Origin of the sequence: Mycobacterium gordonae, assembly GCF_002101675.1 — a bacterium.
Lineage (GTDB): Bacteria > Actinomycetota > Actinomycetes > Mycobacteriales > Mycobacteriaceae > Mycobacterium > Mycobacterium gordonae.
In genome coordinates this window covers 34688-48424 of the sequence record NZ_LQOY01000255.1, presented here as the reverse complement: position 1 = coordinate 48424, position 13737 = coordinate 34688, and the positions used below count along the sequence as shown (strand labels likewise).

The following is a 13737-nucleotide window of genomic DNA, read 5'->3' as shown; positions in this document are numbered from 1 at the left end:
GTCACGCGGCGCGAAATCCTCTACGGGGTTATGAATCCGTAACCTCGATAGGGGAGGTCGGCGCTGTGTCGGCCCGAGAGGGATCGGAGTCCGATGGTGCGCCGCACGGTGTTGCGTTCAGTAACAGCGTCCCTGATGCTCGTGGCGTCGGTGTCGGCGCTCGCGCCGGTATCCGCCAGCGCGGATCCCATCGTGGTCTACCCGGGCATGGAGATTCATCAGGACAACCGGGTCTGCACGCTGGGATTTGTCGACGTCCGCATGCACACGGCGTATACGGCCGGGCACTGCCGTGGGGGCGGTGCGGTGACCGACCATGCCAACAACGTCATCGGACACATGACGACCTTCCGCGACAACACGCCGACGGGGTCGACGGTGGCCACCGACCAGGTGATCGCCGACTACGAGGCGATCGCCCTGGCCGACAACGTGACGGTGAGCAATGCCTTGCCGGGTGGTCGCCAATTGCGGTCCGGGCCGGGTACGGTGAGCCCCGGACAGGCGGTCTGTCATTTCGGCATCATCACCGGCGAGACGTGCGGGACGGTGGAGAGCGTCAACAACGGTTGGTTCACGATGACCAACGGCGTGCAGACGCAGCAGGGCGACTCGGGAGGGCCGATCTACCTCGCGGGGGACGGATCCGGCCAGATCGTCGGAATCTTCAACAGCGTGTGGGGAACACTGCCGGCGGCGGTCTCGTGGGCGTCGGTCACCCAGCAGGTGCGCGAGGACACGGGCTTCAATCCGTAAATCGACCCGACTAATTAGAGCCGGATTCCAATTCGCAACTTCGGATCATGGCTCCCGCCAGAGCCATATACCGATAAAGTTGACGTCACAGTCATACAACACTCCAACAGCAGGCTTTGCTGATCGCCCATGAGAAGCTGAGACACCGTCAACTACACTGCAGTGCAACATAATTCGTGTTGCATGCACTGAAATGCTGTTTGCCAGTCACCCCAAGACGGGCTCGGATACGGATTTCCGGTGGAGCCCATAGTCAAATCCTGCGACGGCTGAAATTTCGCAAAATGCGAACACCACCGCCACGTGAAGCTACGATCCGAATCTGGGTTATTCAGGAGCGGAAATCGGTGACAAACACTCGATGAGCAAAATCTGGGGGGTACGGCCCTGGCGGTCGTATGACCCCTCCCAGATCGAGACGGTTCGGGGATCGGGACCCCGAAATCAGCACCCCTCCGGCTAGCAATTCTCCCCGGATATGCCCAGGAAATCATTCGGCAACTCCCCGCAATTCCGAAACAGAAAGTCAGGGCCTGTCCATGTCCCAAGTGATCGCTTTTCCAGCACTGATGACCGCCGCAGCCAACGACATCGCCGGGATCGGTTCGGCGGTCAGCGCCGCCAATCACATGGCCGCCGGAGCCACTACCGGAGTCCTTGCCGCGGCGGAGGATGAAGTGTCGGCCGCGATCGCGGCACTATTCGCCACTCACGGCCAGCGCTACCAGGTCCTCAGCAGCCAGGCCGCGGCGTTTCACGACCAATTCCTGCGCAGCCTGGCCGGAAGCGCTGACGCGTATGCCTCCGCTGAGACGGCCAGTGTGGAGCAGCTGCTCATGGGCGTGATCAACGCCCCCACCCAAGCCTTGCTGGGTCGCCCGCTGATCGGCAACGGCACCGACGGTGCGGCAGGCACGGGGGCCAACGGTGGGGCAGGCGGGATCCTGTGGGGGAACGGCGGCAACGGAGGGTCGGGAGCGGCCGGCCAGTCGGGCGGCCGGGGCGGAGACGCAGGTTTGTTCGGCAACGGTGGCCGAGGTGGCGCCGGAGGTGTCGGCGTGACCGGAACTACCGGACCGGCCGGCGGTATCGGCGGCACCGGTGGTATCGGCGGCACCGGCGGTGCCGGTGGTAACGGCGGAATGCTCTGGGGTGGCGGAGGGGCCGGTGGTATCGGCGGTGGCGGCGGCGTCGGCGGCACCGGCGGAGCGGGAGCCGACGGGCTGGCCGGTGTTGCCGGAGTTAACAGCGGCGCCGGTGGAGCGGGATACGCCGGCGGCCAGGGTGGTGTGGGCGGTACCGGTGGCGCCGGCGGAGCGGGCGGAGCCTCGGGTCTCTTCGGAGGCGGCTCGGGATCCAGCGGCGGCACCGGGCACGGTGGTGTTGGCGGCACCGGCGGGATGGGCGGCCAGGGGGGTATCGGCGCGGCCGACACCGGCGCGGGTGCGGGCACCGGAGGGCAGGGCGGTGCCGGCGGAGCGGCCGGGCTGGGCGGCAGCGGATCCGTTGCCGGCAGCGCGGGCACCGGAGGCACCGGCGGGACCGGGGGCACCGGTGGCACCGGAATGGAAGGCGGAACCGGCACAGGGTGGAACGGCGCCGGCGGCGGGGGCTCCCAAGGAGGGGTCGGCGGCGCCGGGGGTGTCGGCGGAGCCGGCAATGGCGGCATCAACGGCAATGGCGGCTCCGGGGGAATGGGCGGCACCGGCGGCAAAGGCGGCACCGGCACCGGCATGGGCTCCGGAGGCAACGGCGGAACGGGCGGCGAGGCGGGTCTGGGTGGTGCCGCCGGCACCGGGGGCACCGGAGGGCTGGCAGGCCATTCGGGCGTAGGCGGCACCGGCGGAACCGGCGGAACCGGAATCGACGGTGGCTCCGGCGGCAGCGGCGGAATATCGAAGGGCTACGGGACCGGAACCGCGACGGGTGGCACCGGCGGGGCCGGGGGCATCGGTACCAGCGGCATCGGCGGTACGGGCGGCTGGGGCGGCGAGGCTGAACACTTCGGCAGCGGAGAAGCCATCGGTGGTCACGGCGGCAGTGCGGGAACAGGGCCCGGTGGCGGCGGTAACGGTGGGAGTGGCGGCACCGCGACCCATCACGGCACCGGCAACGCCTTCGGCGGCGCAGGGGCGGACGGCGCCGACGGCGGCAACAGCGGTCGCGGCGGAAATGGGGGTGACGGCGGATACGCGACCATCCGAAACACAACGTCGACGGCGGACGCCGTCGCCGGCGCCGCGGGGGCGGGCGGGGACGGTATCGACGGCGGCGACGGCGGGTACGGGGGTTACGCGGACAACGACGGTGTCGGCCACGTGGTCGCGACTGCCGGCGGAGCGGGCGGAAATGGCACCACCGGCTTTGGCGGACGCGGCGGGGGCGGTGGGGGCGCATGGATTTCGAATGCTACCTCGACGGTAGACGCCGTTGGCGCGGACGGTGGAGCAGGCGGAAGCGGCGGTGCGGGCGGCGGCGACGGCGGCTGGGGTGGTTACGGCGAGACAAACGGCATGGGGAATGCCACCGGCGGCGCAGGGGCGGACGGCGCGAGCGGAGGCGCTACCGGCATCGGCGGCAGAGGCGGAGAGGGCGGCGGTGCTTACATCGACAACTCCGCGTCTACGGCCCGGGCCACTGCGGGCAAAGCCGGTAACGGTGGCGCCGGAACCACCGGTGGCAACGGCGGAGACGGGGGTTACGCGGACAACCGGGGGCTTGGCGCCACCACGGCATCAGAAGGCGGAGCGGGCGGCGCAGGCACCACTGGCAACGGCGGGAACGGTGGGCGGGGCGGTGGCAATTATCTGGGAAACAGCGCCTCGACGGCTGACGTGAGGGGAGCGGCCGGCGGAGTGGGCGGCAATTCCGTCGAGGGTCGCGGCGGCGCTGGTGGCCAGGGCGGCTACGCAGGCACTGAGGGAAGTGGCAATGCCATCGGTGCCGACGGAGCGCTCGGCGGAACCGGCGCCGCCGGCGGCGGCGACGGCGGCGCCGGCGGTAGCGCTTTTAACGACGGAACGGGAAACGCCATAGGGGGCAAGGGTGCGGCCGGGACCGACGGCGGGCCCTCCGGTACCGGCGGTGCGGGCGGCGAGGGCGGCTTCGCGGCGATCTCCAACGCCTCTTCGGCCGCCATAGCGACCGGCGGCGCGGGCGGCGACGGCGGCGACGGGGCAGCGGGCGGTGGCGCTGGCGGTCGCGGTGGAGACGCCGTTAGCTGGCAGAGCCCCTCCACGGCGACCACCCAAGGCGGCAACGGCGGCAACGGCGGCGACGGCCTGCAGCCGGGCAGCAACGGCGGCAACGGTGGTGACGGCGGTAACGCCACCGGCTTCGGACAAGCCAACGGCGGATCGGGCGGCACCGGGGGACAAGCGGGACCCGGCGGCACGCCCGGCACACCCGGCTCGGACGGCACGCCTTAACGCGCGAGAGCGAATACCGGAATCCGGGCTCCGGCGGCGCGTAACTCGTCGTCGCTCGACTCCGCCGTCACGGCGCCGACGTAGTCCTCGACCTGCCAGTACCACCTGGCCAGATAGCGTCTGAGAATCTCGGACTTGTCCTCGTCGGCCACCTCGGAGACGGTGGCACGTCGCCGCCGCCAGCGCGGGCCCGTCTTGACGACGCCGGCGGCGCTCACGTTGCGCGCCCACTGCGTGTTGCCGCGCGGTGAGACAAGATACTCGGCGCCGTCGACGGTCAGCAGGTTGACCACCACGCTGCGTAATTGACCGGTCTTGCGTCCCCGCACCCGCAGCGCCCTGGTGCCGGCGATGCTGATGCCCGATTCCGCAAGCCAGCGGATGACTGCGTTGGCGGCGCGGGCTGCCGTATTCGGTTCTTGATACTGCGTGGGCATTGCCGACCTCCCGAAGACCTAATTGAGAGCACCGCTCTCATTTCTGAGTTACCGTGTCACAACCGTGACCGATAAGCAAGAGCGGTGATCTCTGTCGTGTCAGACTTGCCCCCGTGGGTAAGCGCCAGGATTCGCGGGAGCAGATTGAGGCCCAGATTGTCGAACTCGGGCGGCGGCATCTGCTCGAGCACGGCGCGGCCGGGTTGTCCTTGCGCGCCATCGCCCGCGAGCTGGGCATGGTTTCCTCAGCCGTTTATCGCTATGTCGCCAACCGGGACGAGTTGCTGACCCTGCTGCTCGTCGATGCCTACTCCGACCTGGCCGAGGCCGTGCGCCAGGCGCGCGATAGCACCCAGAGCGACTCCTGGAGTGACGACGTCCTGGCCATCACGCACGCGGTGCGTGACTGGGCGGTCGCGCACCCGGCGCGGTGGGCGTTGCTCTACGGCAGCCCGGTACCCGGGTACCACGCTCCGCCGGAGCGCACGGTCGGAGTCGGCACCCGCGTGGTGGCGGACCTGTTCGACGCTATCGCCGCAGGGATCACCACGGGGGACATCATGCTGACCAGTGATGCTGCGCCACAACCAATGTCGTCGGACTTCGAGCGAATCCGCCACGAGTTCGGGTTCCCGGGCGATGACCGCGTGATGGCCCGATGCTTTCTGTTGTGGGCCGGGGTGCTGGGCGCGATCAGCATGGAAGTCTTCGGGCAGTACGGCGCCGACACCGTGACCGACCCCAAGAGCGTGTTCGACACCCAGGTGCGGCTCCTGATCGGCCTGTTCGGCCAGGCGAATTAGAACACGTTCAGCGGGTCGCTGCGGGCCGGCCGAGGGCCGCGGCGGCAAAGTCTTTCCCGGTTCTTTCTGCGGACCGCGCGCTGCGATAGTCTGCGAAGCGATGAACTTTCTTGGCGCGTCACCGATCCAGATCGCCTGGGTGACGCCGGACCTGGAGGCCACCGAAACGGCTCTCACCGGGCTTTTAGGTGCTCGTAAGTGGGTGCGGATACCCGATGTGCACTTCGGCCCGGACACTTGCCGGCTGCGCGGCGAGCCCGCCGACTTCGTCGCCGGCATTTCGTTGAGCTATCTCGGGGACATGCAGCTGGAGCTGATCGCGCCGGTCCGCGGGGAGAATATCTATAGTGAGTTTCTGCGTGATCACGGGCCGGGTCTGCACCACATCTGCATGGAGGCCGAATCACTGAAGGCGTTCGACGCCGCGCTGGGCGACGCGGCCCATCACAACGCCGATGTCGTGCAGCAGGGCGTGATGCCCGGCGGCATCCATTTCGCGTACGTCAGCGCGCCACAGGCGGGTGTCCCGTTCGTGGAGATCGCATACCTCTCGCCCGAGATCAAAGCGTTCTACGACTACATCAAACAGGAGCAGCGGTGAGCACCGACATCCCCACCACGGTCAATGCGGACACGGTCGAGTCCTGGTCCGACGAGGTCGACGTTCTGGTGATCGGCTTCGGCATCGCCGGGGGCTGTGCCGCGGTCAGCGCCGCCGATGCGGGAGCCCGCGTTCTGGTGCTGGAACGGGCCGCCGCCGCCGGGGGCACCACCTCCATGGCCGGAGGACACTTTTACCTGGGTGGGGGCACCGCCGTCCAGGAAGCGACCGGTCACTCCGACTCGCCCGAGGAGATGTTCAAGTACCTGGTCGCGGTGTCCCGCGAACCCGAGCTCGACAAGATCCGCGTTTACTGTGACGACAGTGTCGAGCACTTCAATTGGCTTGAGGCCCTTGGCTTTCAGTTCGAGCGCAGTTTCTACCCCGGCAAGGTGGTGGTGCCGCCGGGCACCGAGGGCCTGAGTTATACGGGCAACGAGAAAGTCTGGCCGTACTGCGAGCAGGCCAAGCCGGCGCCGCGTGGGCACTCCGTGCCGGTCCCTGGGGAACTGGGCGGGGCCGCGATGGTGATCGACCTCCTGGTCAAGCGCGCCGACGAACTCGGCGTGCAGGTCCAGTACGAGACCGGAGTCACCCAGCTCATCGTCGACAACGATGGCGTGGTTGTCGGTGCGGCCTGGAAGCGCTTCTCCGACACCGGGGCCGTCCGGGCCAAGTCCGTCGTCATCGCGGCCGGCGGTTTCGCGATGAACCCCGAGATGGTCGCCGAGCACACACCGGCGCTGGGGCAGCCGCGGCGCACCAAGCATCATGGCCTGGTCGCGCCCTACATCCTGGGCAACCCCCACGATGACGGACTCGGCATCCGATTAGGCATGTCGGCGGGCGGCGCCACCAAGAACATGGATGAGTTGTTCATCACCGCGGCCGCCTACCCGCCGGAGATTCTGCTGACGGGTCTCATCGTCAACAAAGAGGGCAAGCGGTTCGTCGCCGAAGACTCCTACCATTCGCGCACTTCGGCGTTCGTACTGGAACAGCCGGAGCAGACCGCGTATCTTATCGTCGACGAAGCGCACATGAAGATGCCCGAGATGCCATTGATCAAGTTCCTGGACGGCTACGAGACGATCGCCGAGATGGAGACCGCGCTCGGCATTCCGGCCGGCAACCTCGCGCAGACACTGCAGCGCTACAACGAATTCGCACTCAAGGGTGCGGACCCGGATTTTCACAAGCAGCCCGAATACGTTGCGGCGCAGGATAAGAGCCCATGGGCGGTGTTCGATCTGTCGCTCGGGCGGGCGATGTACTCCGGATTCACCATGGGCGGGTTGACGGTCACCGTCGACGGAGAGGTCCAGCGCGCGGACGGCAGCGTCGTGCCCGGGCTCTATGCGGCCGGAGCCTGTGCCTCCAATATCGCCCAGGACGGCAAGGGGTATGCGAGCGGAACGCAGCTGGGCGAGGGCTCCTTCTTCAGGCACAGCGCCGGAGCGCACGCGGCCCGCAGGGCCGGGGGCGGGTAGGCGCGAGTCAGGCACAGCGCCGGAGCGCACGCGGCCCGCAGGGCCGGGGGCGGGTAGGCGCGAGTGTCGGCCAGGTTGCCGCCACGGTCGTGATTCGGGCCGAACCACAGCCCTCATGGCAATTTGGACAACAACACCACCCGGGTGAGCCTCCCGCCTAGGAACTGCCGGAAGCCACCGCCTGCTTGTCGACCGGGCCCAGCCGCCATTGCGCTTCGCCGAGCAGTTCCAGGTGCCGCTCGTGGTGTTGCTCGACGGTGGGGCGGTGGCTCACGCTGACCACGATGGTGTCCGGCAGCTCGGTGCGCACCAGCTGGTACAGCGCGTACTCCAGGCCCGGGTCGAGCGCTGAGGTGGATTCGTCGAGGAATACCGCTTTGGGTTTGGTGAGCAGGATTCGCGCAAAGGCGACCCTTTGTTGCTCACCCGGCGACAGCACCTTGGCCCAGTCCTGATCTTCATCGAGACGCGTAATCAGCGGCGCCAGAGCGACTTTCGTCAAAACGTCGTGCAGCTCGGCATCAGAGACGTCCTCGGTCGACAGGGGGTAGCAGACCACCGAACGCAGATCGCCAAGCGGCACGTAGGGCAATTGAGACAAGAACATCGTTTCGTTGTCGCCGTCGGGCCGGTGCAGCGTGCCGGTGGCAAACGGCCACAATTCAGCGAGGCTGCGCAGCAGGGTGGTCTTGCCTGAACCGGAGCGGCCGGTGATTACCAGCGATTGTCCGGTTTCCAGCCGCACGTCCAGGGGGTCGATCAACCGGTCGCCATCGGGCTTGCGCACTTCAACATTCTCGATCTGCACCGAACCGTCGGTACTTGGCAGCGCCAGTACCGACGGCAAGGCACGTCCCTGCTCGTTGGCTTCGACCAACCCGTGCAGCCGGATGATGGCGGCGCGGTAGGACGCGAACTGGTCGTAGGCGTTGCGGAAGAACGACAGCGAGTCCGAGATATTGCCGAACGCCGACGCCGTCTGGCTGACATCACCGAAATCGATTGTGCCGGCAAACAATCGCGGCGCTTGAATCAACCATGGCAACGGCACGATCGCCTGACTGACTGCCAGGTTCCAGCCATAGAAGCCGACGCTGCGGTTGACGTAGTGCAAGTAGTTGTCGATAACGGGCGCGAAACGCTTGCGCAGCTGGGTGCGTTCTGCCCGCTCGCCGCGGTAGAAGCCGACCGCCTCGGCCGCATCGCGCAGTCGCACCAAGGCGTATCGGAAAGCGGCATTGAGCTTTTCGTTGCGGAAGCTAAGCCAGATCAGCGGACGGCCGATGACGAACGAAATGATCGTGGCGACCAGCACGTAAATGATGACGGTCCAGAACATCACGCGCGGGAAGGAAATTCCGAAGAAGGTGAGCGTGCCGGACAGCTCCCACAGGATCGCGCTGAACGACACCACGGAAATCACCGACTGCACCGCGCCGAACAACAGCAGGCTGCCCGTCCCGGTTCCGGGCTGGTTCGGGCCGGTACCCGTTCCGGCGGTGAAGATGTCGATGTCTTGCTGGATACGCTGGTCGGGGTTGTCGATGGTCTCGTCGATGAAAAGGTCGCGGTAGTAGGCGCGGCCGTCCAGCCAGTCACCGGTGAGTTGGTCGGTGAGCCATACCCGCCAGGCGACGATGAACCGCTGCGTGAGGTAGATGTCGGCCATCACCCGGGCCACGTGAATCACGGCCATGATGCTGAAGATCCCGATCGACATCCAAAAGCCATGTACACCAGAGTTTTTGACAACCTCATTGTCGCCGGCAGCGCCTTCGAACGCCTTCTGCAAAGCGGTGTACATGTCCTTGCCCTGGAAGCTGAACAACACGTTCAGCCGTACCGCCAGCACCACCGAGAGCAGCAGCACACCGAACATGAGCCAGACGCGGACACTGTGGCGACCGGTGAAATACCCACCGGTGATCCGCCAGAACTGGCGACCCCACGGAGTGATGAACCGGACCAGCAACAGCACGAGCAGGAGGCAGACCGCGCTGATCGCCCATGCGATGGCGGTCCACCGCAATGAATCGATCAGCGCATGGGCCCAATCGATCGAGAACGTGAACGGCTTCGGACCCACGGTCTTGTCTCCTCACAGTCGAGGTGTTCTGCGCGGCTGAGCAACAGAAAATCCTCCGGCGAAGGTACCCGACGGCGGATGGATAGGCTGCGGTGATGACCACCGACGCCGCGCCCGCCCAGACCCTGCACGCCGGCCGACTCGTCGCCCGCCGACTCCGGGCCAGCGGCATCGACACGCTTTTCACGCTGTCCGGCGGCCACTTGTTCTCCATCTACGACGGCTGCCGCGACGAGGGCGTCCGCCTCATCGACACCCGCCACGAGCAGACCGCCACGTTCGCCGCCGAGGGCTGGTCGAAGGTGACCCGGGTGCCCGGCGTCGCCGCGCTGACCGCCGGGCCCGGCATCACCAACGGTATGAGCGCCATGGCCGCCGCCCAACAGAACCAGTCGCCGCTGGTGGTGCTCGGCGGCCGGGCGCCGGCGTTGCGCTGGGGGATGGGGTCCCTGCAGGAGATCGACCACGTGCCGTTCGTCGCGCCACTGTGCCGCTTCGCCGCCACCGCACAGTCAGCGCAGGATGCCGGCGCACTCGTCGACCAGGCGCTGCGGTCGTCGGTCAGCGCTCCGTCTGGGGTCGGATTCGTCGACTTCCCGATGGACCACGTGTTTTCGATGGCCGAGGAAGACTGCAGTCCTGGCGCGTTGAGCACCCTGCCGAACCCGCCCGCTGTCGACGCCGATGCGCTGGACCGGGCCGTGGACCTGCTGTCCAAAGCCGAGCGGCCGGTGATCATGGCCGGCACCAACGTCTGGTGGGGTCGCGGGGAGGACGGACTGCTGCGGCTGGCCGAACAACTGCGCATCCCCGTGCTGATGAACGGGATGGCCCGCGGAGTGGTGCCCGCCGACCACCCGCTGGCGTTCTCGCGGGCCCGCTCCAAGGCGTTAGGCGGCGCCGACGTTGCGCTGATCGTCGGAGTGCCAATGGATTTCCGGCTCGGCTTCGGTGGTGTGTTCGGTGCGGACACCCAACTCATCGCCATCGACCGCGCCCGCCCCGATCGCGCCCATCCGCGTCCGGTTGCCGCCGAGCTCTACGGCGACCTCACCGAGATCCTCTCTGCGCTGGCCACCGCGGGTACCAGCGAACACCGGGACTGGACCAATGGCCTCCGAGCCACCGAGACCGCAGCACGCGAATCCGAGAAGGCCGAGCTCGCCGAGGACCGAATCCCGCTGCACCCCATGCGGGTCTACGCCGAGTTGGCTCCGTTGCTGGACCGCGACGCCATCGTCGTCATCGACGCCGGGGACTTCGGCTCCTACGCCGGTCGGGTCATCGACAGCTACCAGCCGGGCTGCTGGTTGGACAGCGGCCCCTTCGGCTGCCTGGGCTCGGGTCCGGGGTATGCGCTGGCGGCCAAACTCGCCCGGCCCGAGCGGCAGGTGGTTCTGCTGCAGGGCGATGGCGCATTCGGCTTCAGCGGCATGGAGTGGGACACCCTGGTGCGGCACAACGTCCCGGTGGTGTCGGTGGTGGGCAACAACGGCATCTGGGGGCTGGAAAAGCACCCGATGGAGGCGTTGTACGGCTATTCGGTAGTGGCCGAGCTGCGGCCCGGAACCCGGTACGACGAGGTGGCCCGTGCGCTGGGCGCCCACAGCGAGCTGGTCTCGGCACCCGCGGAGCTTCGTCCGGCGCTCGAACGCGCTTTCGCCAGCGGCCTACCGTCCGTCGTCAACGTCCTCACCGACCCGAGCGTCGCCTACCCGCGCCGATCCAACCTGGCCTGATCGGGCCCGCCTGCAGTTCGCGTACCGTTTAGCTGTGCCGAAGACCACCCGCTCCCAGCCCGGACGGCTGAGCAGCCGCTTCTGGCGCCTGCTCGGCGCCACGACGGAAAAGAACCGCAGCCGCTCGATGGCCGTGGTGACCGATGCCGAGGAGTACGAAAAGGAAGCCGCAGATCTCACCGACGAGAAGCTGCGTAAGGCGGCAGGCCTGCTCCAACTGGACGACCTGGCCGACGCTGCCGACATTCCCCAGTTCCTGGCAATCGCACGGGAAGCGGCCGAGCGCGCGACCGATCTACGCCCCTTCGACGTGCAGCTCCTGGGTGCGCTGCGGATGCTGGCCGGCGATGTGATCGAAATGGCCACCGGTGAGGGCAAGACGCTGGCCGGGGCGATCGCGGCGGCGGGCTACGCGCTGGCCGGACGGCACGTGCATGTGGTGACGATCAACGACTACCTGGCGCGCCGCGACGCGGAGTGGATGGGCCCGCTGATCGAGGCGATGGGGCTGACCGTCGGCTGGATTACCGCCGAGTCGACGAGCGCCGACCGCCGGGCGGCCTACGACTGCGACGTCACCTACGCCTCGGTCAACGAGATCGGCTTCGACGTGCTGCGCGACCAGTTGGTCACCGACGTCGACGATCTGGTTTCGCCCAACCCCGACGTGGCGCTGATCGACGAGGCGGACTCGGTGCTGGTCGACGAGGCGCTGGTGCCGCTGGTACTGGCCGGCACCACCCACCGGGAGACGCCGCGGCTGGAAATCATCAAACTGGTCGGCCAGCTCGTCCACCACAAGAACGCCGAGGACTACTACGCGACCGACGCCGACAGCCGCAACGTCCACCTGACTGAAATGGGCGCCCGCAAGCTGGAAAAAGCGCTCGGCGGCATCGACCTGTACTCCGAGGAACACGTCGGCACCACTCTCACCGAGGTCAACGTCGCCCTGCATGCGCATGTGCTGCTGCAGCGCGACGTCCACTACATCGTGCGCGACGATGCGGTGCACCTGATCAATTCCTCCCGCGGCCGCATCGCTCAACTGCAGCGCTGGCCGGACGGCCTGCAGGCCGCCGTCGAGGCTAAGGAGGGCATCGAGACCACCGAGACCGGCGAGGTGCTGGACACCATCACGGTGCAAGCGCTGATCAACCGCTACACGACCGTGTGCGGCATGACCGGCACCGCGCTGGCCGCCGGCGAGCAGCTGCGTCAGTTCTACAAGCTCGGCGTGTCACCGATTCCGCCGAACACTCCGAACATCCGCGAGGACGAGTCGGACCGGGTCTACATCACCGCCGCCGCCAAGAACGACGCGCTCGTGCAGCACATCGCCGAGGTGCATGAGACCGGGCAGCCGGTCCTGGTCGGGACCCGCGACGTCGCCGAATCCGAGGACCTCTACGAGCGGCTGACCCGGCGCGGTGTGCCCGCGGTGCTGCTCAACGCCAAGAACGACGCCGAAGAGGCCCGGGTGATCGCCGAAGCCGGCACCTACGGCTCGGTCACCGTGTCGACCCAGATGGCCGGGCGCGGCACCGACATCCGCCTCGGCGGCTCCGACGAGTCCGACCACGACCGCGTCGCCGAACTGGGCGGCCTGCACGTGGTCGGCACCGGCCGGCATCACACCGAGCGTCTGGACAACCAGCTGCGCGGCCGCGCCGGACGGCAGGGGGACCCGGGGTCGTCGGTGTTCTTCTCGAGTTGGGAAGACGACGTGGTGGCGGCCAATCTCGACAGCAACAAGCTGCCCACCGAAACCGACGAGGACGGCCGCATCCTCAGCCCCAAGACCAGTACCCTGCTCGACCATGCGCAGCGGGTCGCCGAGGGCCGGCTGCTCGACGTGCACGCGAACACCTGGCGCTACAACCAGCTCATCGCCCAGCAGCGCGCCATCATCGTCGATCGACGAAACACGTTGCTGCGCACGCCAACTGCTCGTGAAGAGCTGGAGGAGCTGGCGCCCAAGCGGTACAAGGAGCTGCGCGAAGAGATCTCCGAAGAACGGCTGGAGAAGATCTGCCGGCTGATCATGCTCTACCACCTCGACCGCGGCTGGGCCGATCATCTGGCCTACCTGGCCGACATCCGCGAGAGCATCCATCTGCGCGCGCTCGGGCGGCAGAATCCACTCGACGAGTTCCACCGGATGGCGGTGGACGCGTTCGCATCACTTGCCGCCGACGCCATCGAGGCCGCGCAGCAGACGTTCGAGACGGCCAACATTCTCGAGGACGAGCCGGGCCTGGATCTGTCCAAGCTGGCCCGGCCGACGTCCACATGGACCTACATGGTCAACGACAACCCGTTGTCCGACGACACGCTGTCCACCCTGAGCCTGCCCGGCGTCTTCCGCTGAGTTGCGTCCGCCGTGCGGACCGCATC

Annotated in this window: 9 protein-coding genes; 7 read left to right on the top strand and 2 right to left on the bottom strand. The window is 67.6% G+C overall.

Going from position 1 to position 13737, the window contains the following annotated elements:
- Window positions 1-93 precede the first annotated feature (93 nt).
- Both AWC08_RS33935 and AWC08_RS39320 read left to right on the top strand, forming a co-directional pair.
- Window positions 94-756, top strand: a complete 663-nt coding sequence (locus tag AWC08_RS33935) for an Rv1815 family serine proteinase (RefSeq protein WP_065136340.1) — start codon at window positions 94-96, stop codon at window positions 754-756.
- Window positions 757-1295: 539 nt separating this feature from the next.
- Window positions 1296-4184 (top strand): PE family protein, encoded by a 2889-nt coding sequence (locus tag AWC08_RS39320; RefSeq protein WP_069433937.1) that lies wholly within the window; start codon window positions 1296-1298, stop codon window positions 4182-4184.
- On the opposite strand, the gene AWC08_RS33925 is transcribed toward AWC08_RS39320, so the two are convergent.
- Entirely contained in the window at window positions 4181-4621 is a 441-nt protein-coding gene (locus tag AWC08_RS33925; protein WP_069433936.1) for a nitroreductase family deazaflavin-dependent oxidoreductase, read from the bottom strand. The two genes, AWC08_RS39320 and AWC08_RS33925, sit on opposite strands and share 4 nt — an antisense overlap.
- A 113-nt stretch (window positions 4622-4734) precedes the next feature.
- Between AWC08_RS33925 and AWC08_RS33920 the strand changes: the two genes are divergently transcribed.
- The 3 genes from AWC08_RS33920 (at window position 4735) to AWC08_RS33910 (ending at window position 7515) form a co-directional block, all read left to right on the top strand.
- A complete protein-coding gene (locus AWC08_RS33920) occupies window positions 4735-5424 on the top strand; it encodes a TetR/AcrR family transcriptional regulator (RefSeq protein ID WP_065132829.1) in 690 nt (229 codons plus the stop codon).
- 100 nt (window positions 5425-5524) lie between these two features.
- Window positions 5525-6025, top strand: coding sequence for a VOC family protein (locus AWC08_RS33915; RefSeq protein WP_069433935.1), 501 nt, complete (start codon window positions 5525-5527; stop codon window positions 6023-6025).
- Entirely contained in the window at window positions 6022-7515 is a 1494-nt protein-coding gene (locus AWC08_RS33910; RefSeq protein ID WP_085088799.1) for an FAD-binding protein, read from the top strand. Before AWC08_RS33915 ends, AWC08_RS33910 begins: the two co-directional genes overlap by 4 nt.
- A gap of 157 nt (window positions 7516-7672) precedes the next feature.
- Here the strand turns inward: AWC08_RS33910 and AWC08_RS33905 are convergent, their stop codons facing one another.
- Entirely contained in the window at window positions 7673-9601 is a 1929-nt protein-coding gene (locus AWC08_RS33905; RefSeq protein ID WP_069433934.1) for a vitamin B12 ABC transporter pemease/ATP-binding protein BacA, read from the bottom strand.
- A 95-nt stretch (window positions 9602-9696) separates the two neighbouring features.
- Here AWC08_RS33905 and AWC08_RS33900 point away from each other — a divergent pair, with 95 nt between their 5' ends.
- Both AWC08_RS33900 and secA2 read left to right on the top strand, forming a co-directional pair.
- Window positions 9697-11340, top strand: a complete 1644-nt coding sequence (locus tag AWC08_RS33900; protein ID WP_069433944.1) for an acetolactate synthase — start codon at window positions 9697-9699, stop codon at window positions 11338-11340.
- Between the two features lie 34 nt (window positions 11341-11374).
- Window positions 11375-13711: an accessory Sec system translocase SecA2 gene (gene secA2, locus AWC08_RS33895; RefSeq protein WP_069433933.1), complete on the top strand. Its 2337-nt coding sequence runs from the start codon at window positions 11375-11377 to the stop codon at window positions 13709-13711.
- The last annotated feature ends 26 nt before the right edge of the window (window positions 13712-13737 follow it).

What these genes read in the sequence shown, in the direction of transcription:
- AWC08_RS33900 (WP_069433944.1), top strand. Translation starts at nt 9,697, where the DNA reads ATGACCACCGACGCCGCGCCCGCCCAGACCCTGCACGCCGGCCGACTC.
- AWC08_RS33915 (WP_069433935.1), top strand. Translation starts at nt 5,525, where the DNA reads ATGAACTTTCTTGGCGCGTCACCGATCCAGATCGCCTGGGTGACGCCG.
- AWC08_RS33935 (WP_065136340.1), top strand. Translation starts at nt 94, where the DNA reads ATGGTGCGCCGCACGGTGTTGCGTTCAGTAACAGCGTCCCTGATGCTC.
- AWC08_RS33925 (WP_069433936.1), bottom strand. Translation starts at nt 4,621, where the DNA reads ATGCCCACGCAGTATCAAGAACCGAATACGGCAGCCCGCGCCGCCAAC.
- AWC08_RS39320 (WP_069433937.1), top strand. Translation starts at nt 1,296, where the DNA reads ATGTCCCAAGTGATCGCTTTTCCAGCACTGATGACCGCCGCAGCCAAC.